This window comes from Microbacterium sp. ZW3a, from assembly GCF_057167165.1.
The window spans coordinates 3235090-3258454 of record NZ_CM169903.1; the positions used below are offsets into that span (position 1 = coordinate 3235090).

Below are 23365 nucleotides of genomic sequence, written 5' to 3' on the forward strand. Positions count from 1 at the left end.
GAACTCGATGAACAGGAAGTACTCGCCGGAGATGCGTGAGCGGGCGTTGCGGATGCTCGCGGAGACGCGACCGTCGCACCTGACGTTGATGAGCGCCGCGCGGCATGTGGCGGGGCTGTTGGGGATGAGCCCGGAGACGTTGCGGTTGTGGCAACGTCAAGCGGAGGTGGATGCGGGCGCTAAGCCTGGGGTCACGACCGAAGCAGCGCAGCGCATCAAGCAGCTCGAGAAGGAGGTCTCGGAGTTGCGGAAGGCGAATGAGATCCTCAAGGCTGCGAGCGTGTTTTTCGCGAAGGAGCTCGACCGCCCCTGACCGCGATGGTCCGGTTCATCAACGAGTACCGGGATCGTTTCGGGGTCGAGCTCATCTGCCGGGTTCTCCGACCCGCAGTCCAGGGATTCCTCACCTCCCGCGGCTACCGCGCCGCCCTCGTTCGAGCGCCGTCGGCCCGGCAGCTGAAAGATGAGCTGCTGGCACCGGAGGTCGCGCGGTTGCATGCGGAGAACTACGGCGTCTACGGGCGCCGGAAGATGCATGCCCTCATGCGCCGGCAAGGGTGGGAGATCGGTCGCGACCAGACGGAACGGCTGATGCGGCTCGCGGGCGTCCGAGGCGTCCGCAAGTCCAAGCGAATGTTCACCACCCGCCCCAACAAGACCGCGGTTCTGCCGAGCGATCTCGTGAACAGACGCTTCACTGCGCGTGCGCCGCGGCGGCTCTGGGTCTGCGACGTGACCTATGTCGCCACGTGGTCCGGCTTCGCTTACGTCGCGTTCGTCACCGACGTCTACTCGAGACGCATCGTCGGCTGGAATGTTGCGTCGACGCTGCGGTCGGAAATCCTGCCGATGCAGGCGCTGGACATGGCCGCGTGGAACGTCGGCGGGCGCCTGGACGGGCTGGTCCATCATGCGGATCACGGGTCGAACTACACCGCGATGGTCTACACCGACCGGATCGTCGAACTCGGCGCCGTCCCCTCAACCGGAACCGTCGGCGACTCGTTTGATAACGCGATGGCGGAGGCGGTGAACAACTTCTTCAAGACCGAGCTCATCCGCCAGCGCGGCCCATGGCGCACCGTCGAGCAGGTCGAGCTCGCGACCCTCGAATGGGTGTGGTGGTGGAACAACTCCCGCCTCCACGGTGAGCTCGACATGCGCACCCCCGCCGAGGTCGAGACGGCGTACTACGCTGACCAAGAATCAGCCAATCCGGCACCGGCCGGACAAGGCTCCCGATAGGAACGAAAGTCAGGCCGATTCACGGCCACACGACTTCACCCTGCCCTGCCACCGCCACAGATGCGGTCGGCAAGCCGTGTCCACATTGTCGGCGAGGCGAGCGTCACGTGCCGCGATGCGGCCCCGGCACCCATTGACCCCACAAGGGCGGCACGATGCCCCAGCTTTGTCGACGAGCGGCGAGCCGTTTTGCACGAGCTCGACAGCATTCCGGCGCGATGGATAGGCCTCCAGAAACCTAAGAACACCAGTGAAAGCTGGGCAAGATTGTGAGCGGGGAGGCTCACAGCCTTAGACGAACCTTCAAAAGGTAATCAGACCTCCCGCCTGGGTCCATCCGACTCGCGTCCTCGGCACCGGTCTCTGCGACGTCCCCACAAGGAGAGCACCAGCGTCCCCCGATGGCATGATGTTCGAAGCGACTACAAAGATTGGACTGCCGTGGCAGAAGGAGACGCGCGCCCAAACCGTCCCGGAATTATGCAGCCACTGTCGTGGTCTGTTCGGAACTTCAAAGCGATTGACTTCGCCGAGACTCCTCTGACGGGACTTGTGGCCTTAGCGGGGGCGAACAGCTCCGGAAAGTCCAGCCTCCTGCAGAGCCTCCTTCTCATGGCGCAAACGGGCGACCAGGAGGTCACCCTCAATGGCAACCTAGTGAGACTCGGTGTGCCTCGCGACGTCGTCAAGAGCGGAAAGCCCAACCTCGCCGTAGCGTGCACAGCCCGATCACGCAGCGGGTCAGAAGGCGTCGAGTGGCTCGTCGAGTTAACACTTCGCCCCACGACCGATGGCCTGAAGGTCTCCGAGTGCGTGGTGACCCGAGAGGGTGCACCCATATTCCTTGCAAGCGACACCAGGGTAACCGAGCGTGCGCACACCCAAGTCGATAGCGATCGTGCGCACGGAGACACAATCCTCAGGGTCCGGGAGGTCAACGGCGACCCGGCGCCCGCCCACACCTACGTCACATTCAATGGCCTTCTACCCGTCGCGCTCCACCCCCGAGTCGACGGGAAAACAACATTGCGCGAGCTTCGTCGCACGTTCTCTCGCGCGAACCTCAGGGATCACGACATTGCGAATCAATTCACCGAGCTCATCTTCGCCAATTTTTACCGGACTCAGGTGGAGAGAGAAGCAGGAGCGCTTAGCGACGCGGCAAGAGCTGTTGTCGGCGGCTCTCTGTTCATCGATGAATCAAGATCTACATTGTCCAATGCCGACATCGAAATTCTGCTCCGTGCGCTCGCCGATAGATCCGAAGATGGAACCTGGCAGCCGATTCCCGTCCGGCCTGGCATCGCAAACTCGTATCGACGTATTCCGGCACGATATGTATCTTTGACGATTCCCGCGATATCGACAGCTTTCAATGCACTCCTTTCGGCAAATGACGTCCTAACGAAAGTTTCTCAGTCAGTTCGATACCTGGGTCCTTTGAGAGAAGAGCCTCAGGTCGTATCGAAAATCGGACCACGGTCTCGCACGACGCCGGTCGGTGTGAGAGGCGAACTTACGGCAGAGCTACTTTCAAACCGAACAAGCCCAGTGAAATACCGGGACTGGGACGGAAACGAGCGCACCTCTGATCTGACAACCGCGGTAGGACTGTGGGCGTCATACCTGGGCATAGGTGAGGCAGTCACCGTTGAAGACCAAGGAAAACTGGGTCGGGGCCTGCGCGTAAACGTAAACGGTGTAGACCGAGATCTCACGATGGTTGGCGTTGGCGCCAGTCAGTTGCTACCGGTGATAGCCATCGTTCTTGACGCGCCACCACAATCGCTGGTGCTCCTCGAACAGCCGGAGCTACACCTCCATCCTTCAGTTCAGTCCCGACTAGGCGACTTCCTACTATTTGCCCGCAAGGATTTAGGCATAATCGTTGAGACACACAGCGAGTATCTGATCACGAGAGTGCGGCGCAGGGTGGCAGACCGGCGCGTTTCTAGACGTCGAGTTCACGTGCTATTCGCTGAGCCACTCGCGGAAGGAACCGAGGTTCGAGAATTGCGAATTTCGGACCTGGGCAATCTCGACGAATGGCCCAACGGATTCTTTGATTCCCAAGAGCAGGACTCGCGCGCAATCGTTCGCGCGATAACAAGTCGACGTGACAAGTCTGAAGCATGACGACCCTCACAGATCCTCACCTCTTAATCGCTCCAACGACCTGCACCTGCGCCGACGAGGAAGAGTTCTGGAAGAGAGTCGTGCTCCTGGGTGAAGTGAATAGAGTCGAACTGGGTCTTGAATCTTTTCATTGGGTCATCGCGCGCCTCGAAAAGCTCGGTTATCCAGAACAAAGAATTAACTTCGGGCCGCCAAGATTCGCGCGTGAATGCCAGGTCGCTCTCCAAAGCATCCTTACCAGAGTTTCCAATGGTGACCGTGAACCTACTGACGAGGAGATCCGGCCTGAATACTTGGGTGAAGTGGACGCGAGACTATGCATTGTCTTCGATGCGACCGCCCACGGCGATTCCTTGGACGCAATACTAAGCGATGGGCGGTATTGGGACCCAACCGAGTCTGCTGTCTGTATTGGCGCCCGCTCAGTTGAACTTATCTTCGACCCGCAACAGGAACCCTCGGCGCTTAGGGCAGAGGCAATAAAGTCAAAGTTCCGGAAGCGTCGGCTACACCTCGTCGGCGGCTCCCCTACAGCAAGCGCGACCGCCATGTTGGAATCTACCTTTGGGTTGCAGGCCAGTGACGTGAATTGGATAGCCTCTGAGAAGTCGAAACCACCACGAAATATCGACGAGCGTTGGTCCGGGCTCGACGCTACTCGTGATGTTGCCGTCTGCATCACCGGCAGAGTTTCGCATGCCGTATGGGAACAGGCAGATAAGGCGGCGCGCAAGGCCGGCCTTGAGATGATCGAGTGTGCGACTCAGGGCATGCTCGCCTCGGCATTGACAGAGTGGGCGGCCAGACAACCGATTTCCAACTAGACCGCCATCGGCCGATGGGCGGCTGTAGCCGTCGGAGTACGTCAGCCGCGAGCCGCGGGCACCCCCGCACTTGGACACTTACATCCCCACCACCCCGAACGCCCCCGCCTCCTCCTCCGTCAACATCCGAGACCGAATCAAGAACCGCATCCCCGTCGGCCCCTCCACCGAGAACCCGGCCCCACGCCCCGGCACCACGTCGATCGTGAGGTGCGTGAACTTCCAGTACTCGAACTGCGACTCCGACATGTACACCTCGATCGGGTCGTCGAGGCCGACGTCGATCGAGCCGAGGTGCACGTCGCTCGGGCCGGTGAGGAACATCCCCACGGGGTAACACATGGGGGAGCTGCCGTCGCAGCAGCCGCCCGACTGGTGGAACATCAGCGGGCCGTGCTTCGCCGTCAGGTCGCGCAGCAGCGCGGCCGCGGCATCCGTCACGTCGACGCGTGAGAGCTGGGTCGTCATGTCCCACTCCTTTCGGTTCATGTCCCAAAATGTGCTGGCAGAAGGCTGGCCAACCCGCCATAAGTGGGACGAGCTCGCCGCAAACCCGCCATAAGTGGGACAAGGGGCGCGGCGCTCGGCGGGTCACCGATCAAACGGGTGTGACCCCCGGACAGGATCCGGGGGTCACGAGGGCCGGGGTCGCCGCCACGACCCCGGCTCTGTGGCTTAGAAGAAGCCCATCGCGCCTTCGGCGTACGACACGAGCAGGTTCTTCGTCTGCTGGTAGTGGTCGAGCATCTTGAGGTGGTTCTCGCGGCCGATGCCCGACTGCTTGTACCCGCCGAACGCGGCGTGCGCGGGGTACTGGTGGTAGGTGTTCGTCCACACGCGTCCGGCCTCGATCGCCCGGCCCGCGCGGTAGGCGGTGTCGCCGTTGCGGCTCCACACGCCGGCGCCGAGGCCGTAGAGGGTGTCGTTCGCGATCGAGATCGCGTCGTCGAAGTCGTCGAACGACGTGACCGAGAGCACGGGGCCGAAGATCTCCTCCTGGAAGATGCGCATGTCGTTCGTGCCCTCGAACACCGTCGGCTGCACGTAGTAGCCGCCCGACAGGTCGCCGCCGAGGTCGACCCGCTCGCCGCCGGTGAGCAGCTTCGCACCGCCGGCCTTGCCGATCTCGATGTACGACAGGATCTTCTCGAGCTGGTCGTTCGAGGCCTGTGCGCCGATCATCGTCTCGGGGTCGAGCGGGTTGCCCTGCTTCACCTTGCCGACGCGCGCGAGGCCGTCGCCGAGGAACTGGTCGTAGATCGACCGCTGGATCAGCGCCCGCGACGGGCACGTGCACACCTCGCCCTGGTTGAGGGCGAAGAGCGTGAAGCCCTCGAGCGCCTTGTCGTAGTAGGCGTCGTCGGTGGCCCGCGCGACGTCTTCGAAGAAGAGGTTCGGGCTCTTGCCTCCGAGTTCGAGCGTCACCGGGATGAGGTTCTGCGACGCGTACTGCATGATCAGGCGCCCCGTCGTGGTCTCACCCGTGAAAGCGACCTTGCGGACGCGCTTGTGCTGCGCCAGCGGCGCCCCCGCCTCGATACCGAAACCGTTGACGATGTTCACGACCCCGGCCGGCAGCAGGTCGCCGATGATGTCGAACAGGAACAGCAGGGATGCCGGCGTCTGCTCGGCCGGCTTGATCACGACGCAGTTGCCCGCCGCGAGCGCGGGAGCGAGCTTCCACGCGGCCATGAGGATCGGAAAGTTCCACGGGATGATCTGGGCCACCACACCGAGCGGCTCGTTGAAGTGGTACGCGACGGTGTTCTCATCGAGCTGGCTGAGCGACCCCTCCTGCGCCCGCAGCACACCTGCGAAGTAGCGGAAGTGGTCGACGGTCAACGGAATGTCGGCCGCGAGCGTCTCGCGCACCGGCTTGCCGTTCTCCCACGTCTCGGCGACGGCGATCTTCTCGAGGTTCTCTTCGATGCGGTCGGCGATCTTGTTCAGGATGACGCTGCGCTCGGCGGCCGTGGTCTTCTTCCACGATGCGAACGCCGTCCACGCGGCATCCACTGCCCGGTCGATGTCGGCGGCGTCGCCGCGCGCCACCTCGCAGAACGGCTTGCCGGTGACGGGAGTGATGTCTTCGAAGTACTCACCGCTGTGCGGCTCGACCCATTCGCCACCGATGTAGTGCCCGTACCGCGAGCGATACTCGGCGACGGCTCCCCGCGTTCCGGGGGCGGCGTAGACGCTGGAAACGCCTTCTTCGACGATGGTCATGCGTGTCTCCTTCGACGGTCATGAACGCCGCAACGGCCTTGGGGCGGCGATGCGCCGACGGTACGCCGGGGGAGGTTGCATCCGGTTGCATGGGTCGGGACCGCGAAAGCACACGTTCGGGTCGAAAGCACACGTTGGGGCCGACCGTAACGTGTGCTCTCGACCGGATCGTGTGTTCTCGGCGCCGAGGGGCGCCCGCGGGGCGGCGCCGAGGGGCCGCACCGCGGGGGCGCACCGCGCGGAACGACGGATGCCGCGACCCTGAGGCCGCGGCATCCCTTCTGTCGTGCGCTTACGCGTCGGCGTCGGCCAGCACTGACCGCAGCGGCGGGACGTTGACCTCGTGCAGGTCGACGTCGTCGAGACGCTCGATGCTCTGCACGCGCGGGGCGATCACGCGGTCGTCGGCGACGATCCAGCTGCCGACGAGGAGGAAGCGGTCGTTGCCCGCGGTGATCGGACCGGTGACGGCGAACGTGTTGTGCGTGGGCGTGAGGAAGGTCACGCGCACGGGCGTTCCGTGGGGGAGCGTCGAGGGGTCGACGACGTCGGCCGACAGGGCGGCCGCGGGGGCAGGGATGCCGAGGTCGATGCGCTGGATCTCGGCGCTGGTCGCGAGGATGACATCGCCGACGAGCGGCTGGCCGCCCACGCCGATACGCACGGTGCCCTCGAGCGCGTAGAGCCCGTAGCGGGGCGAGCGGACGATCACGCGGGCGATGTCGCCGGCCTTCACCTCGGCGAGAGCCTCGCGGATGCGCCCCACGTCGCGCCGCGCGCGAGCAGCCGAGAAGATGTCGAGCGTCTGTTCGTCCATGCAGCCAGCGTAACCAGGGCCTCCGACATCAGTCCCCTTCGAGGCGCTCGATCCGGGCGACGAGTCCGGCGCGCTTCGGGGAGCGGGCCGGCAGCATCTCGAGGCACAGCCGCAGCAGCTCCCCGTCGTCGCGCGCGTCGGCGGTCTCGGCGTACGCGAGCAGCACGTCGACCCCCGCCTCCTCGATGAGCGCTTCGCGCAGCGCCTGACGCACCGACTCGCGCACCTCGACCACCCCGGGCGCCACCGAATCGGGCAACACCGGCCCGCGATACGCGGCGAGGGCCACGCGGTGCGCCCCGCGATCGAGCAGCGACAGCACCTGCTGCGCGTCGGTCTCGAGACCGTCGGGCAGCCGATACGGGCGGGATGCCGGCACGAGCCCGGGCGCGAGGGGCGCGAGCACGCGCCGCAGCCGCACCATCTCGGGTCGCAGCGTCTCGGTCGCCGGGTGCCCGTAGACGGCTTCGCTCAGCACCTCGGCCGACATGCCCTCGCGGTGCACGGCCAGGAGCAGCAGGATCTCGGCGTGGCGGGCGCCGAGCTCGACCACCGACTCCCCGGTCTCGCCCGACACCTCCAGCAGCGCCCGGTCCCGGCCGAGGATCCGGAGCACCGCGCGCGTGCCGGGGGAGCGTTTCGGTCGACGCGGCGGGGGGTTCTGCTGCGCACGGAGTCGCGCGACGAGGATCTCGCTCTCGATCGCGCGGGCCGTGGCATCCACGAGCAACTGGGCCTGGGGAGTCACGGCCTCGGGGCCTCCCGTGACGTCGATCACGCCGAGCAACCGCCGCGTCTCGGGATCGTGCACGGGCGCCGCGGTGCACGACCACGGCTGCACGTGCCGGTTGAAGTGCTCCGCGCCGCGGATCTGCACCGACCGGTCGAGCGCGATGGCCGTTCCCGGGGCCGAGGTGCCCACGGCATCCTCCGCCCAGTTCGCCCCCGCGACGAAGCCCATGTCGCCGGTGAGGGTGCGGACCCGCCGGTCGCCCTCGACCCAGAGCAGGCGTCCGGCCGCGTCGCCCACGGCCACCACGACGCCGGAATCCTCGGCCGACCCGGGCAGCAGCAGCGCCCGGACCATGTCCATGACGCCAGCGAGCGGGTGCGCGCGGCGATACGCCTCAAGTTCTTCCGAGGCGAGGTCGAGGGAGGGGAGGCCCTCGGGTCCGACGAGGGATGCCAGCGACCGCCGCCACGATTCCCGCACGAGGGCCCGCACGTCGGCGAGTCGCGGGTCGTCGTTGCCGGCGAGGAGTTCGTCGTGGGCGCGCGCGATGAGCAACCCCGAGGTCTCGGGGGAGATGGCCGGTCGCGACCACGGAGAAGGCACGGGACTCCCATCGGCGGTGACGGTGGTCGGTTTCAGTGTAGGTCGCGGGGTCGAGGCCGTGGGGCGTCCCGGCCACGGATTCGGGGCGCGATCCGTGCAGTGGCGCCGCGGGTTCGGGGCGCGATCCGTGCAGTGGGGCGCACATCGACCGCCCCGGTGCACGTTCCGCGCCCCGAACCGGGCGAGGGGGCTCCCCGCACGAGGCGAAACGCGCCGCAGCAGGCGAATCAGCGCGCTCGCATCGGCGTGTCGGGCTTGGCATCCGCTCGACGATCTGGACCCCCTGATGAGAGCCGTTCCCATCCCGGAAAAACGCCGCCACCCCCCTCGACACGCCCCCACGGCGGGAGGAGCGTGGAAGTACCCGAACCCCGACAGAAAGGGATGCCATGAAGGCTGTGCAATACCGCGAGATCGGCAAAGGACCCGAGGTCGTCGAAATCGAAGACCCGCACCCCGGCCCCGGTCAGGTGCGCCTGAAGGTGACGGCTGCCGGCCTGTGCCACTCCGACTGGTTCCTGATGGACCTGCCCGAGGAGCAGTACACCTACGGCCTCCCCCTGACCCTCGGCCACGAGGGCGCCGGCGTCGTCGACGAGCTCGGCGAGGGTGTCGAGGGCGTCGAGATCGGCGCCGCATACGCCATCTACGGCCCCTGGGGCTGCGGGCGCTGCCACGCGTGCGCCAGCGGCGCCGAGAACTACTGCCCCTACGCCGCCGAGATGGGCATCACCCCTCCCGGACTCGGCAGCCCCGGCGCGATGGCCGAGTACGTCATCATCGACGACCCGCGCCACCTCGTTCCGCTCGGTGACCTCGACCCCGTCGAAACGGTGTCGCTGACGGATGCCGGACTCACCCCGTACCACGCGATCGTCGCCGCCAAAGAGAAGCTGTACCCCGGTGCCACGGCCGTCGTGATCGGCGTCGGCGGTCTCGGACACGTGGGCGTGCAGATCCTCCGCGCGATCACGCAGGCCACCGTCATCGCGGTCGACCTCAGCGAAGACAAGCTCGCCCTCGCCCGCGAGGTCGGCGCACACCACACGGTGACTTCCGACGAGCACGCCGCCGAGCGCATCCGCGAGCTCACCGGCGGCCTCGGCGCCTCGGCGGTGTTCGACTTCGTCGGCGCGCAGCCCACGATCGACCTGGCCCGCGAGGTCGCGGCGGTCAACAGCTTCATACACATCGTCGGCATCGGTGGGGGCACCCTGCCCGCCGGCTTCTTCTCGACGCCGATGGGCGCCGCCGTGCGCGCGCCGTACTGGGGCACCCGCAGCGAGCTGATCGAGGTGCTCGACCTCGCCCGCAGCGGCGCCGTCGGCGTGCACGTCGAGAAGTACGACATCGACTCCGCCGTCGAGGCCTACCAGCGCCTCCACCACGGCGAGGTGCGCGGGCGCGCGGTCGTCGTTCCGTAAGCCGGGGCGTTCGGGGCGCGATCCGTGCACTGGGGCGCGCAATGACCGCCCCACTGCACGTTTCGCGCCCCAAACCGGCCAGGGCGTGGAGGGGGTGGCATCCGCGAGTGGATGCCACCCCCTCCACGTTTGCGTGCCGGATCGCCACGTTTGGGGCGCGTTTGTGCGTTTGGGGCGCGGATTCCCACGCCCCAAACGGAATTACGCGCCCCAAACCCGGCGGCACGGGGGAACTACGCGCCCCAAGAAACGCGGCTCAGCCCCGCGCGGCCCACCACTCGCGAAGCCGCTTCTCGGCCTCATCCTCGCCGAGCACGCCCTCGTCAAGGCGCAGGTCGAGGAGGAAGCGATACGCCTCGCCCACCTCTCGGCCGGGCTTCAGCCCCAGGATCTCCTGGATGCGGTTGCCGTCGATCTCGGGGCGGATCGCGTCGATCTCCTCCTGCTCGCGCAGGGCGACGATGCGGTCTTCGATGTCGTCGTAGGCGGATGCCAGGCGCTGCGCCTTGCGCTTGTTGCGCGTGGTCACGTCGGCCCGCGTGAGGATGTGCAGGCGTTCGAGCTCGTCGCCGGCGTCGCGGACGTAACGGCGGACGGCGGCATCCGTCCACGCCCCCTCGGCGTAGCCGAAGAAGCGCAGGTGCAGTTCGACGAGCCGCGACACCACGGTCGTCGTGGCGGCGTCGAAGCGCAGCGCCTGCAGGCGCTTGCGCGCCATGCGGGCGCCCTTGACGTCGTGGTGGTGGAAGGTCACGCCGCCGCCGGGCTCGAGGCGCCGGGTGGCGGGCTTGCCGATGTCGTGCAGGAGCGCCGCCAGGCGCAGCGGCACATCGGGCGCGGCATCCGGGTTGCGCTGTTTCTCAAGCGCGATCGCCTGGCGCAGCACCGTGAGCGAGTGCTCGTAGACGTCTTTGTGGTGGTGGTGCTCGTCGACCTCGAGGCGCAGCGCCGGGATCTCGGGCAGGAATTCGTCGATCAGCCCCGTCTCGACGAGAACCCGGATGCCACGCACCGGGTCATCCGTCTGGAGCAGCCGCACGAGCTCGGACTGCACGCGTTCGGGGCTCACGATGCCGAGGGTTGCGCGCAGTTCGGCGATGGCATCCAGGGTCTCGGGGTCGACGGCGAAGTCGAGCTGCGACGAGAACCGGGCCGCGCGCAGCATGCGCAGCGGATCGTCGCCGAAGCTGACGGCCGGGTCGATGGGGGTGCGCAGGCGCTGCGCGAGGAGGTCGTCGACGCCGCCGGTGGGGTCGACGAGCGTGCGGGCGGGAACCCGCAGCGCCATCGCGTTGACGGTGAAGTCGCGCCGCGTGAGATCGGCCTCGAGCGTGTCGCCGAACTCGACCGTCGGCTTGCGCGTGACGCCGTCGTAGCTGTCGGCGCGGTACGTGGTGATCTCGACCTGCTCGCCCTGCACCTTGGCGCCGATCGTGCCAAAGGCGCGGCCGACGTCCCACTGCACCGACGACACGGGCTTCACCAGCGCCAGAATCTCGTCGGGGCGCGCGTCGGTCGTGAAATCGAAGTCGTGGGTCGTGCGGCCGAGCAGCGCGTCGCGCACCGGACCGCCGACGATCGCGAGGTCGCGACCGGCGTCGGCGAACACGCGAGCGAGCGTCGAGACGACGGGGTGCTCGGCGAGCTCACCGAGGCGCGCGACACCCTCGGCCATGTTCAGCATGCCTTCGAGCCTAACCGGGACCGCTCCCCGGGCCCCGCGCCCGCGCCCGCGCCCGACCCCACGCCCTCTACGCGTCGGCGAACGTCAGGAATCCGGTCGCGACGAGTTCGCGCACCCGCGGCAGCACATCGGCGCGGAGCTCGGTGGCATCCACCTCCAACAGCTGCGCGATCGCGTCGACCAACGCGCCGACGGGCAGATCGCCGTCACACGCCCCGACGAGGGCCGCGAGCGCCGAGTCGACCTCGACCGTGCGCGCAAAGCCCCCGCCCTGCCGCAGTTCGATGACCGACGGTGCTTCTTCACCCGGGCGGTGGTGGCGGGCCTCGGTGACGTCGGGTGCCACGCGCAGAACGGCGGATGCCAGCCCCTCATCGTCGAGCAGGGCGACGCGGTCGTGGTTCTCGAGGCAGGCCGCGAGGTGTGGACCGAAGCCTCCCTCGCCGCCGCCCGCGACCCGCTCGTACCGCGCGAGCGTGGGTGCCCCGGCCAGCGGGCGGCGCAGCAGCACGTATCCGAAGCCGATGCCGGTGACGCCGCGCCGCTCGAAGTCGTCGAGCCACGCGTCGATGAGCCGCGCGTAGGCGGGGGTACCGGGCACGGTGCCGCCGTCGCGCACCCACAGCTCGGCGTAGGCGAGCGGGTCGAGCACCTCGCGCTCGATCACCCACGCGTCGAGCGACGGCCCCACCCACGCCTTCACGCGGTCGAGCCCCGATTCGTCGCCGCGGTACTCCCAGTTGCCGAGCGACTGCGCGACACCGCCGGGCGCGAGGTGCGCCCCGACGCCCGAAATGACGGAGGCCACGAGCGCGTCGCCCTCCATCCCGCCGTCGCGGTACTCGTACGCCGGCACGCCCGCGACGCGCGGGGTGATCACGAACGGGGGATTAGATGCCACCCGGTCGAACGTGTCACCCGCGACGGGGTCGAAGAGCGAGCCGAGGCGCGTCTCGATCCCGTCGACGTCGTTCAGCAGCGCGTTGAGGCGGGTGAACCGCAGCGCGCGCTCGGAGATGTCGGTCGCGATCACGCGCGAGACCAGCCGCCGCAGACGCAGAGCCTGGATGCCACACCCCGTCCCGAGGTCGAGGGCGACGTCGGCACGCCAGGTGAGCTGCAGTCGGGCGAGCGTCTGCGATGCCCCGCCCACGCCGAGGACGTGGTCTTCGGGGAGGGGGCCACCCAGCGCTGCCTCGTCGAGGTCGCTGGCGATCCACCACTCCACCTCACCGTCGGCGTCGGCCAACGCCTGCGGGCGCACGAGCGCGGTAGCCGAGACCCGCTCGCCGTCCACCGCAGCCAGCCCCAGGGAGACGGCTCCGGCGACCCTCAGCGACGGCAGCGCCGCCTCCGCCTCGGCCAGCGGCACCGCGAGCCCGAGACCCCACAAGCGGCCGAGGACCGCGAGCGCGTCGTTCCGCCCCGACAGCGCCCGGATCGCGGGCTCACGCAGTCCCCGGGCGACCGCGTCGTCGGCGCTCTCACCCCAGGCATCGCGCAGCGCGGCACCGAAGAACCCCGCGGAACGCAGATCGTCGGCGAGGGCACGGCAGAGGGCGGCATCGGGTTCGGGGAGCACCGGTCCATTCAATCGTCTGCGCGAGGCTATCGGGGGGCTCGGAGGGAGGCGGGCCTAGACTCATCGCGGTGCGAGGCCCCCTCGCCTCCACCGACGCTCGTATGACCGTGACCTCCCTGCCTCCGGGCTCACCCGTGCCGCGGCGCTCTCTGACGCGCCGGTTCCTGGCGACCCTCGCCGCGGCCGCCCTGGCGGTCCCCGCCGTCGCGGCCACCGCGGCCACGCCGAGCCCCTCGCCCAGCGCCAGCGCCGCGACGCCGTCACTGGCTGCGGCCCCCGCCGGCAACGGCATCCTGCGCCCCGGGGAGCCCCTCTCGGTGCTCGCGACGCTGACCAATCCCGGCAGCTCGACCGTGCCCGCCGCCGCGGCCGACCTCGCGATCGGCACCGCCCCGCTGGCCGACGACGCCGCCCTGACGCGGTGGATCGGTGGCGACGCGTCAGGCGTGACGATGCAGCAGATCGCCACCGGAACCCTGGATGCCACGGCCCCCACCGCACAGACCTCGGTGTCGTTCTCGGTGGCGGCGACCGACCCCGCCCTGGCCGGCCGCGGCCCGGGCGTGTACCCGCTTCTCGCGAGCGCGGACGGGGAAGCGGGCCTGTCGACCCCGACCGTCGTGGTGATTCCCGCCGACGGCGCCGCCACCCCGCTCGCGCTCGTCGTGCCCATCACCGCCGCCCCCCGCACACAGGGCCTCCTCACCGCGAGCGACCTCGCCGAGCTCACCGCGGTCGACGGCGCCCTGTCGGCCCAGCTCGACGCCGTCGTCGGGACGACCGCCACCCTCGCGATCGACCCCGCCGTCCCCGCCGCGATCCGCGTGCTGGGATCTTCGGCACCCCCCACCGCGGTCGCGTGGCTGGAGCGGCTGCTCGCCCTCCCCAACGACCGGTTCGCGCTGCAGTTCGGCGACGCCGACCTCGCGGCACAGATCCACGCGGGGCTCACCGCGCCCCTCACCCCGACGTCACTGCTGTCGTACATGTCGGCATCCGACTTCACGCAGCCGGTGCCGGCGACCAGCCCGAGCCCGGCTGCCTCCGCGGAGCCGGGTCAGCCCGCCTTCCCCGATCTCACCGCGCTGCTCGACATCGGGCGCACCACCGGCACCGTGTTCTGGCCCGCGTCGGGATCCGGCGACGCCACCGTCGTGGCCGACCTGGGCGCGCAGGGCACCGACACCGCCCCGGCGCGGGTGCTGCTGTCGTCCGTGAACGTCGCGGGCGGGGTGGCCACGGCCGGGGCCACTGTGGGCGGAGTCTCGACCCCGGTGTACGACGCCGAGATCTCGCGAGCGCTCACCACCGCCGCCGGCGAGAACGACGCGGCGCAGCGCGGAGCCGCCCTCGCGGCCGCCTCCGGTCACCTCGCCTTCGCGCGCACGGGCAGCGCCGATCGACCCGTCCTCGTCGTGCTCGACCGCGGCATCGACCGCTCGCGCGTGAGCCTGCGCGCAACCCTGGGGGCCCTGGCATCCGCCCCCGGCTATGTCCCGTCGACGCTGGCCGCGCTGAACACGGCCGCCCCCGCCGAGATCGCGCTCGAGAACGCGGAGGTCGATGCGGCCCGCGTGACCGATGTCGGCGATCTCCTCGCGGACGAGCAGGTGATCGACCGGTTCGCGACGATCCTCGACCAGCCCGAGCTCCTCACCGGACGCGAGCGCGCCGAAGTGCTCCAGGTGCTCAACGTCGCGTGGACGGGGGAGGCCGCCCGGCAGGCCGTGGCCGACCACCGCGCCGCCACCCGCACGACGCTCGACGCCGTCGGCATCCTGTCGTCGGACTTCCGACTCGTCAGCTCCAGTGCCCCCCTGCGCCCGTGGGTGCGCAACGACCTGCCGTGGCCCATCACGGTGACGCTGCGGACACTGCCCGACGATGCGCGCCTGCGCGTGCAGGCGAACACCCCCGTCGAGGCCCAGGCCTCGGCCAACACGCGCGTCGAGGTGCCCGTCGAGGCCCGCATCGCCAACGGCGAGGTCGACGTGGCCCTGCAGCTCTACGGACCCTCCGGTGAACCGGTCGGGGCGCGCCAGAACGTGCGGGTCGAGGTGCGCGCCGAGTGGGAGAGCATCGGGCTGATCGTCATCATCGCGCTGGTGGTGGTGTTCCTGAGCGTGGGGGTGCTTCGCACGATCGCCGGTCGGCGCCGCGCGCGGGCCGAGGCCGCCACGGCCGATTCGACACCGGATGCCACCCCGCCCGCGCCGCGCGAAGACACGTCCCCCACCGAGCAGGAGCCCCGCCCGTGAGCAGTATCGGCCGCGCGAGCGTCCTCATCGGAGCCGGCACGATCGTCTCGCGGGTGACGGGCCTGCTGCGCATCGTGGTGCTCGTGGCGATCGTCGGATCGGTCGGCAGCACCGCGGGTGACGCCTTCGGCCTCGCCAACTCGCTGCCGAACAACATCTACACGGTCATCTCCACGGGCGTGCTCACGGCGGTGATCGTGCCGCAGATCGTGAAAGCCGCGACGCACGCCGACGGCGGCCGGGCGTTCGTGTCGAAGCTGTTCACACTCGGCACGGTGATCCTGCTCGTCACCACGGCCCTGGCGATGATCGCGGCACCGTGGATCGTCGCGCTGTACACGCCCGCGACCGCCCAGCCCGATCAGGTCGCCCTCGCCACCGCGTTCGCCTACTGGTGCCTGCCGCAGGTGTTCTTCTACGGTCTGTACGCGCTGCTCGGCGAAATCCTCAACGCGCGTCGGGTGTTCGGCCCGTACACGTGGGCGCCGATCGTCAACAACATCGTCTCTCTCCTCGGATTCGGCCTCTTCCTGCTGATCTTCGGCGGCCCGAGCCCGGCCGTCACGCAGTGGACGCCCCCGATGATCGCGCTCCTCGGCGGTGTCGCCACGGGCGGCATCGTGCTGCAGACGGTCGTGCTGCTGGTCTTCTGGCGACGCGCCGGGCTGCAGCTGCGCCCCGACTTCCACTGGCGTGGAGTGGGTCTGCGGCACATCGGCCGGCTCGCGGGCTGGACGTTCCTCATGGTGATCGTCGGGCAGGTGGCCGGCATCGTGCAGACGCGCGTGCTGTTCGAGGCATCCGGCGACGGTCCCGCCGTTCTCGCCTCGCAGAACGCGTGGCTGGTGTTCATGCTCCCGTACTCGATCATCGTGCTCTCGATCGGAACGCCCTACTTCACGCAGTTGAGCGAGCACGCCACCGCCGGACGCGACGACGAGGTGCGCGCCGACATCGTCCGCAGCATCCGGGTCCTCGGCCTGTTCATCGTCGTGGCCACCGCCGCTCTCGTCGTGGCCGCGGTCCCGGCCACCCGCGTCTTCACGAACGGCGCCGACGAAGCCCTGGCCGCCGCGCCCGTGCTCCTGTGCTTCCTCGTGTGCCTGCTGCCGCTCGCGGTGCTGTTCGTCATCCAGCGCACGTTCTACGCCTACAACGACACCCGCACGCCCTTCTTCTTCACGCTCGTGCAGGGCGCCCTGGTCGCGCTGACCGCTCTCGCCGCAGCCTGGGCCCTGGATGCCGGCATCCTCCCCGTCACCCAGCTCGCGGCCGCGGTCGCCCTGGGCCAGTCGCTCGCGAGCGTGGTGCAGGTGGTCATCGCAACGGCGATCCTGAACCGCCGCCTCGGCGGCATCGGCATCCGGGACTGGCTCGTGCCGCTCGTGCGCTTCGCCCTCGTCGCCCTCCCGGCCGCTGCGGCAGGCTGGGGCGTGGTGCTGCTGTGCGGAGGACCCCAGGGATGGCTCGCCGCCGACCGTCTCACCGGCGCGCTCGGCGCCGCTCTCATCGGAGGGGTCGTGCTGGTGGTCTACCTCGGCATCCTCGCCCTCCTGCGCACGCCCGAACTCGCCCCGGCGCTCGCTCTCGGGCGACGGTTCCTGCCCAAGCGCTGAACGCCCGGCCTGGCGGAATACCGCGGGGCTAGCATGGGTTTCATCCGACGGAATCAACGAAGGGAACGCGCTACCGTGCGTCACGTCATCATCATCGGATCGGGTCCGGCCGGATACACGGCCGCCATCTATGCCGCCCGAGCCAACCTCGAACCCCTCGTCGTCGCGAGTTCCGTCGAAGCCGGCGGTGAACTCATGAACACCACCGACGTCGAGAACTTCCCCGGGTTCCCCGAGGGCATCCAGGGTCCCGACCTCATGGCCAAGATGCAGGCGCAGGCCGAGCGTTTCGGCGCCGAGGTGCTCTACGACGACGTCCTGTCGCTCGAGCTCGACGGCCCCGTCAAGAAGGTCACCCTCGGCAGCGGCAAGGTGCACGAGGCCGCCTCGATCATCTACGCGACCGGCTCCGCCTACCGCAAGCTCGGCCTCGAGGGCGAAGAGCGCCTGTCGGGACACGGCGTCTCGTGGTGCGCCACGTGCGACGGCTTCTTCTTCCGCGAGCGCACGATCGCCGTCGTCGGCGGCGGGGACTCGGCCATGGAAGAGGCGAACTTCCTCACCAAGTTCGCGTCGAAGGTGTACATCATTCACCGCAAGGACTCGCTCCGCGCGTCGAAGATCATGCAGGAGCGCGCCTTCGCGAACCCCAAGATCGAGTTCGTCTGGAACAGTGAGGTCGCCGAGGTGCTCGGCGACGAAGCCGTGAACGGCGTACGTCTGCGCTCGACCGTCGACGGGACCGAGCGCGATCTCGAGATCGAGGGCCTGTTCGTCGCGATCGGCAACGACCCCCGCACGCACCTCGTGCACGACAAGCTCCAGCTGACGGAGCAGGGCACGATCTGGGTCGACGGCCGTTCGTCGCGCACGTCGGTCGAGGGCGTCTTCGCCGCTGGCGACGTGATCGACCCCACCTACCGCCAGGCCATCACGGCCGCCGGCAGCGGCACCGTGGCTGCGCTTGACGTGGAGCACTTCCTCGCCGCGCGTGGTGAGGCGGGCGAGCCCGCCGTCGAGGACAGCCTCATCGAGGGTCTGCCCGACGCCGCGGTCGTCTGAGGAATAATCCACCGCTCATCGGGTTATCTCCGGTGACGCTTTCACCTAAGGAGAAATGCACATGACCGCCAAAGCGACGACCTCCGCGACCTTCGAGCAGGACGTCCTGCAGGCCGAAGGTCCCGTTCTCGTGGACTTCTGGGCTGAGTGGTGCGGACCGTGTCGTATGGTCGCCCCCGTGCTCGACGAGATCCAGTCCGAGAACGCCGACAAGATCACCGTTCTGAAGCTCAACGTCGACGAGAACCCCGATCTCGCGATGAAGTACCAGATCACCTCCATCCCCGCGATGAAGGTCTTCCACGGCGGTGAGGTCAAGACGACCATCATCGGCGCGAAGCCCAAGTACGCGCTCGAGCAGGACCTCCAGGCCTTCCTCGGCTGACGACTGCTCTGGCGAAAGACCCCGGTGCCCTGTGGCGCCGGGGTCTTTGTGTTCTGCGCGGTGCGACCGTGCCGCGTGAGACCGTCGTCGCCGCAGATCTCACCAGCGGTCGACTGCAACGGCGCGTGGAAGCGCGCTGCCGCCCCTAGGAGGCGTCGAGACGCACGGACGCATCCCAACGCCGGTGCGGCTCGTCATCGCCCAGGATGCGCCACACAGCGCGCGTGAGAGGGGGATAGTCGAGCGCGATCTGACGAAGCACACGGTAGTTCCGCGAGGGCGTGAGGCGAACGCCGCCGTTCTCGGCGACGTTCTCGGCTCGCAGCGTGAGGACGACGAGCTCGTCAACGCTCGGCAGATCTTCCATGAACTCCCACGGGTCTTCGCCGCCGCGCAGCCGCTCGTGAATGAGGACGGCGAGTTCGTCGGAGGCTTCGGCGCGCAACAGTTCCACACTGGCGCGGCGGCGAGGGCTCTGGTCGTTCGCGGTCACCAATCCAGCCTACGTGGAGCCTCCCGAGGAGGCACCGGAAACCGCTCGCTCTCGGCGTATGCCGAGGAGAGAATGCCCGGGATTCAGCCGGTGTATCCCTCTTCACCCAACGTCGCGAGGATGCGGTTGAGATCCTGAATGGTCGCGAAATCTATGCTGATCTGGCCTTTCTTGGCCGTTAGTGAGACGCGGACCTTGGTGTCGAAGCGATCACCCAGACGCTCGGCGATGTCATCGAGCCCGGAACGACGCGAGCCCGCCTTGGGCTTCTGGCGTACAGGTGCCACCCCCGGCATCTTCGCGGCCGCCTCCGCCGCGCGGACCGACAGGTCTTCGTTGACGATCTTGTCGGCGAGCTTCTGCATCTCGCGCGCATCGTCCAACGACAGGATCGCGCGGGCATGACCCGCGCTCAGCACGCCGGCCGCCACCCGCTGCTGCACCGGGACGGGCAGCTTCAGGAGGCGAATCGTGTTGCTGATCTGGGGGCGGGAGCGACCGATGCGGGTCGCGAGTTCCTCCTGGGTGATGCCGAAGTCTTCGAGCAGCTGCTGGTACGCGGATGCTTCTTCGAGCGGGTTCAGCTGGGAACGGTGCAGGTTCTCCAGGAGAGCGTCACGGAGGAGGAACTCGTCTTCGGTCTCCCGAACGACAGCGGGGATGGAGGTGAGTCCCGCCTCGCGCGACGCGCGCGTGCGGCGCTCGCCCATGATGAGCTCGTAGGTGCCGTCACCCTTGTCACGAACGACCACGGGCTGGAGGACCCCGAACTCGCGAACGGAGTGAACCAGCTCAGCGAGGTCTTCCGAATCGAAGTGCGTGCGCGGCTGGCGCGGGTTCGGAACGATCGTCTGCGGATCGATGTGAACGAGTCGGGCACCGGGAACGGAGACGAGGTCGCTCTCCTGATCGGTCTGGCTCGCGTCGGCCTCGCCGGCCTCGGTCGCACCGGCCTCGTCGACCGCCTTTGCCGATGCCTTCTTCGTAGCCTCCGATGCCGAGGCGCCGGGGAAGAAGACGTCGACGGGACGAGACTCCGTCGATTCCGCCGTTGGGATGAGGGCACCGATTCCGCGGCCCAGTCCGGTTCTCTTGGCCATCAGACTTCCTTCGTGGTGGTGTCGCGCCCGACGATCTCGACCGCTGCTTCGCGGTAGGCGATCGCGCCCGCTGATTGGCCATCGTACGCGATGACGGTCTGGCCGAAGCTCGGCGCTTCGGAGACACGCACCGAACGAGGAATCACCGTGTCGAGCACCTCCTTCGAGAAGTGCTCGCGCACCTCGTCGGCGACCTGCTGCGCGAGACGGGTGCGACCGTCATACATCGTGAGCAGGATGGTCGACACGTGAAGCGCGGGGTTGAGGTGCTTCTGGATCATCTGCACGCTTCCGAGCAACTGGCTCAGACCCTCGAGTGCGTAGTACTCGCACTGAATCGGGATCAACACCTCGTCCGCCGCTGTGAACGCATTGATCGTCAGCAGGCCGAGCGAGGGCGGGCAATCGATGATGACGAAATCGAGGTGGTTTCCTTCGATGGCGAGGTAGTCCCGAAGCGCCCCGCGAAGACGGTGCTCGCGCGCAACCTGCGAGACGAGTTCGATCTCCGCACCGGCGAGATGAATCGTGCTTGGCGCACACAGGAGGTTCGGCGACTCGGGGCTCGTCTGAATGATGTCAGCGAGCGGAAACTCATCGATGAGAACGTCGTAGACACTCGCGGTGTCCGCGTTATGAGGCACACCCAAAGCGGTGGATGCGTTGCCTTGCGGATCGAGGTCGATGACGAGAACCTTGGCCCCCAATGCAGCCAACGCCGCTGACACATTGACCGCCGTGGTGGTCTTGCCGACGCCGCCCTTCTGGTTCGACACCGTGAAGACCCGCGTGCGGCCCGACAGCTTCACCTCGACAGCCTCCAACGCTCGGCGTCGCGCCGAAAGATCGGCGATCTCACGTGCAATGGGGGAGTCCTCGAAGGAGGCGGAGCCCGAGGACTCACCGGATTGTTTCACGTGAAACGCGCTCCTTCATCTCCGGGGACAACGTCCCAAGTCTATCCGCGCACCCCGCGCTGTGACGGGTTGTTCCCGGATTGGTGGGTGGCTTCATCAGAGGTTCCGCTGTGGGCGTCGCAGTTGATGCCGCTGAAGCTCGTGGGTCGCCCACTCTGTGACGCGCGTCTCAGAACCGAGGGCCCCCGGCCCAGGCTCAGTTGGCCGTGGGAACGGCCGACACACCCAGCGTGATACCACCGGGCCCTCACGACCGCACGCGGGTCTACAGTGAGGTGCCCGCGCGAGCTTCGATTTCCATTCGCGAGCGGCAGCCTCGTTACGCCGCCTATGTGGGATGCGCGGTTGACGTACGGATCAAGGCGGCTCGGGTCATCGCTCCCCGCACGCAGCTACTACGGGCCTCCACAGTGCCAGCACACGGCGTGCTGCGTCGCGCACACCGACGGGACACGGTGAACCCCAACGCCCGGGCCACGCGGGCACGTTCAGCGGTGGTATTCAGTCGCTCCCGGTGCGTGGCTCCGGCGCCGATGGTCGACGAAGAGCGTCAGGGTGTCACCCTCGGAATCGGACCCGTAGATCTCGACCGCCCTTCCGATTCGCGCTCGCGTTCCACGTGAAACACCCGGCCGGTCTGCCTGCGGCGGCGTGGCGATCCTGACAGTCGTCATCCAGGGTGGAGCGCGTGGAGCGGGGGACGGCGTTGTCACTATCCGGGCCGACGAGAGGTTTCACGTGAAACGCTGGCATCGGCTCGGCCGCATTTGCTCGAGCTCCGCACTGATTTCGAGGACGCCTGCGATGTATCGACAGCCGGCCGCGACTGCACCCGAGACGCTCCGTGAGCTCGGCTCGGGTACTGATCGTCGAATGGCGGTCGCGCTCCCGACGCGAAAATCGACGACTCAGGTGGGTTCTTCGTCACGTGCATATGCGGGGAGATCACGTCACCGCAGGTCACTTCCCACTCCGTCGGCTCGCGTGATGCGCGGGCTCGATGACCCGTGCCGCGTCGTAGATGTTTCACGTGGAACATGGATCCGGGGTAAGCCCGAGGAGTGTCGCCGCGTCCGATTGCGATGTGTCAAGTCTCAGGAGCCCGACGTCACCCACCCGGCTCCCACGCGACTACCCCCTTCACCTGGTGCAGTCGCGTCGCTAGGAGAACGCGTTCCGTGAGAGCCTCACTCCTGAGCTGCGGGGGGTTGGGATCCTGTACATCGAGCAACTCTGGCGGCGGAGGTTTCACGTGAAACGGAGTCTCTCCGGTAGGACGCGCGGATGTGGCCACTCAACGGCCGTCCTGCGCGCGTACGCGCGCCTGCTGCGCTGGGTGGTCACAGTGACGGACCGGTAGGCGATCCTGGCCTACCCGTCAGGGACGTCCTCGACATGAGTGAAGCCTCTTCTGTACCCGACGGTGGGCCGAATCACGCGGGATGGGGAGGGAGATGGGCGGCGGCGGATCCCCGGCGCGGTCCGCTCTTGCCGGCCGCTCCCGAAGCGCGGTCATGGGGAGCGACCGGATCCCACTTCGCCGGAGTGCCGTGCACTCCAGGTGGCTAGCTGTGAGGATGCTGCCGTTGCGGAATTGAACGCGTGGCGAGGACGACACCCGTCTGGGGGAGTGATCACAGCGCGACCGGATGCCAATCACCGCAGCTCCCGCCTCCCGCCGCGCGGAACGCAAGCGCAGGCTGGACGCGGAGGTTCAGCGCGCTGAGTTGACGGGGCAGGTCGTGCACTCTCAGCCCGAGGTCGAATGGGAGCCGGGGGCTCGAGTCTCGGATCTCGGGTTGTGGAGGGTGGGTGCCCGCCTTCACCTCGCCCGTCGCGGGCCGCGAGACACCGGACACACATCGCAACTCTCGAACTGCGGATCTCCAGCAGGAGATCTCGAATGGCCGTTCCCCACGTCGGGGCTTCGGGATCCCAGATCCCGCGAGATCACCCCATCGCGGGGGCGCAGATGCGCCGACACAGGTGGCACGTTGCGCGCACACACTGCTGCGCGGATCCTCTCTGCCCGTCGCGCACACGCCCCAAAGAACGTGGACACTCTCCGACTACTGTCTTCTCCGAAAGCCGTCGCTCGGATGACCAGCGAATCCGGCGCGATACGCAAACGCCATTCAGGTTCGCTGATGTGCCGGTCGCCGAGCCGAGCCCTGGATGTATTCGGCGCCGGCCACGGGGCCTCCGTTCACCGACGTCGGAACGACGCGAATGTCGCATCCGTTGGCCTCTCCACGCCGTT

At 68.1% G+C, this 23365-nt stretch carries 17 protein-coding genes; 8 read left to right on the top strand and 9 right to left on the bottom strand.

All coding sequences use genetic code 11. From position 1 onward, the window contains the following. Positions 1-7 precede the first annotated feature (7 nt). The 3 genes from ACU6WY_RS15085 to ACU6WY_RS15095 all read left to right on the top strand — a co-directional run bounded on the left by ACU6WY_RS15085 (position 8) and on the right by ACU6WY_RS15095 (position 4205). Positions 8-1245 (top strand): IS3 family transposase gene (locus ACU6WY_RS15085; RefSeq protein WP_483820423.1). Its coding sequence is split into 2 segments (ribosomal slippage): positions 8-293 and positions 293-1245, totalling 1239 coding nucleotides; the frame shifts between segments, so codons are not numbered across the junction. Positions 1246-1725: 480 nt separating this feature from the next. Continuing rightward, on the top strand, positions 1726-3381 hold the full coding sequence (locus ACU6WY_RS15090; RefSeq protein WP_483820424.1) for an AAA family ATPase: 1656 nt from the start codon (positions 1726-1728) through the stop codon (positions 3379-3381). Then, positions 3378-4205, top strand: a complete 828-nt coding sequence (locus ACU6WY_RS15095) for a hypothetical protein (protein ID WP_483820425.1) — start codon at positions 3378-3380, stop codon at positions 4203-4205. The genes ACU6WY_RS15090 and ACU6WY_RS15095 overlap by 4 nt, the downstream gene beginning before the upstream one ends. 78 nt (positions 4206-4283) lie before the next feature. Here ACU6WY_RS15095 and ACU6WY_RS15100 read toward each other — a convergent pair whose 3' ends face one another. The 4 genes from ACU6WY_RS15100 to ACU6WY_RS15115 all read right to left on the bottom strand — a co-directional run bounded on the left by ACU6WY_RS15100 (position 4284) and on the right by ACU6WY_RS15115 (position 8584). Next, entirely contained in the window at positions 4284-4673 is a 390-nt protein-coding gene (locus ACU6WY_RS15100) for a DUF779 domain-containing protein (RefSeq protein WP_483820426.1), read from the bottom strand. Positions 4674-4880: 207 nt separating this feature from the next. Further along, positions 4881-6431 carry an acetaldehyde dehydrogenase ExaC gene (gene exaC / locus ACU6WY_RS15105; RefSeq protein ID WP_483820427.1) on the bottom strand — a complete coding sequence of 517 codons (1551 nt, stop codon included), beginning with the start codon at positions 6429-6431 and terminating at the stop codon, positions 4881-4883. A 292-nt stretch (positions 6432-6723) separates the two neighbouring features. After that, on the bottom strand, positions 6724-7248 hold the full coding sequence (locus ACU6WY_RS15110) for a hypothetical protein (RefSeq protein WP_483820428.1): 525 nt from the start codon (positions 7246-7248) through the stop codon (positions 6724-6726). Positions 7249-7276: 28 nt separating this feature from the next. Further along, entirely contained in the window at positions 7277-8584 is a 1308-nt protein-coding gene (locus tag ACU6WY_RS15115; RefSeq protein WP_483820429.1) for a GAF domain-containing protein, read from the bottom strand. Positions 8585-8973: 389 nt separating this feature from the next. Here ACU6WY_RS15115 and ACU6WY_RS15120 point away from each other — a divergent pair, with 389 nt between their 5' ends. Continuing rightward, positions 8974-10008, top strand: a complete 1035-nt coding sequence (locus ACU6WY_RS15120) for an NAD(P)-dependent alcohol dehydrogenase (protein ID WP_483820430.1) — start codon at positions 8974-8976, stop codon at positions 10006-10008. 256 nt (positions 10009-10264) lie between these two features. Here ACU6WY_RS15120 and ACU6WY_RS15125 read toward each other — a convergent pair whose 3' ends face one another. Together ACU6WY_RS15125 and ACU6WY_RS15130 are read right to left on the bottom strand one after the other, a co-directional pair. After that, positions 10265-11692, bottom strand: a complete 1428-nt coding sequence (locus ACU6WY_RS15125; RefSeq protein WP_483820431.1) for a CCA tRNA nucleotidyltransferase — start codon at positions 11690-11692, stop codon at positions 10265-10267. Between the two features lie 67 nt (positions 11693-11759). Then, positions 11760-13274: a DUF7059 domain-containing protein gene (locus tag ACU6WY_RS15130; protein ID WP_483820432.1), complete on the bottom strand. Its 1515-nt coding sequence runs from the start codon at positions 13272-13274 to the stop codon at positions 11760-11762. A gap of 68 nt (positions 13275-13342) precedes the next feature. On the opposite strand from ACU6WY_RS15130, the gene ACU6WY_RS15135 reads away from it, so the two are divergent. From ACU6WY_RS15135 to trxA, 4 genes are all read left to right on the top strand, one after another. Next, a complete protein-coding gene (locus tag ACU6WY_RS15135) occupies positions 13343-15532 on the top strand; it encodes a DUF6049 family protein (protein ID WP_483820433.1) in 2190 nt (729 codons plus the stop codon). Next, positions 15529-17148: a murein biosynthesis integral membrane protein MurJ gene (gene murJ, locus ACU6WY_RS15140; RefSeq protein WP_483820434.1), complete on the top strand. Its 1620-nt coding sequence runs from the start codon at positions 15529-15531 to the stop codon at positions 17146-17148. Before ACU6WY_RS15135 ends, murJ begins: the two co-directional genes overlap by 4 nt. Before the next feature lie 75 nt (positions 17149-17223). Beyond that, entirely contained in the window at positions 17224-18210 is a 987-nt protein-coding gene (trxB, locus tag ACU6WY_RS15145; protein WP_483820435.1) for a thioredoxin-disulfide reductase, read from the top strand. 61 nt (positions 18211-18271) lie between these two features. Further along, entirely contained in the window at positions 18272-18595 is a 324-nt protein-coding gene (trxA, locus tag ACU6WY_RS15150) for a thioredoxin (RefSeq protein WP_483820436.1), read from the top strand. Between the two features lie 145 nt (positions 18596-18740). Here the strand turns inward: trxA and ACU6WY_RS15155 are convergent, their stop codons facing one another. From ACU6WY_RS15155 to ACU6WY_RS15165, 3 genes are all read right to left on the bottom strand, one after another. Further along, the gene (locus tag ACU6WY_RS15155; RefSeq protein WP_483820437.1) at positions 18741-19088 is read right to left on the bottom strand and encodes a tryptophan synthase subunit alpha; all 348 of its coding nucleotides are present in this window, start codon (positions 19086-19088) and stop codon (positions 18741-18743) included. 83 nt (positions 19089-19171) lie between these two features. Next, positions 19172-20188, bottom strand: coding sequence for a ParB/RepB/Spo0J family partition protein (locus tag ACU6WY_RS15160; protein ID WP_483820438.1), 1017 nt, complete (start codon positions 20186-20188; stop codon positions 19172-19174). Beyond that, positions 20188-21105: a ParA family protein gene (locus tag ACU6WY_RS15165; RefSeq protein WP_483820439.1), complete on the bottom strand. Its 918-nt coding sequence runs from the start codon at positions 21103-21105 to the stop codon at positions 20188-20190. The genes ACU6WY_RS15160 and ACU6WY_RS15165 overlap by 1 nt, the downstream gene beginning before the upstream one ends. Between the last annotated feature and the right edge of the window lie 2260 nt (positions 21106-23365).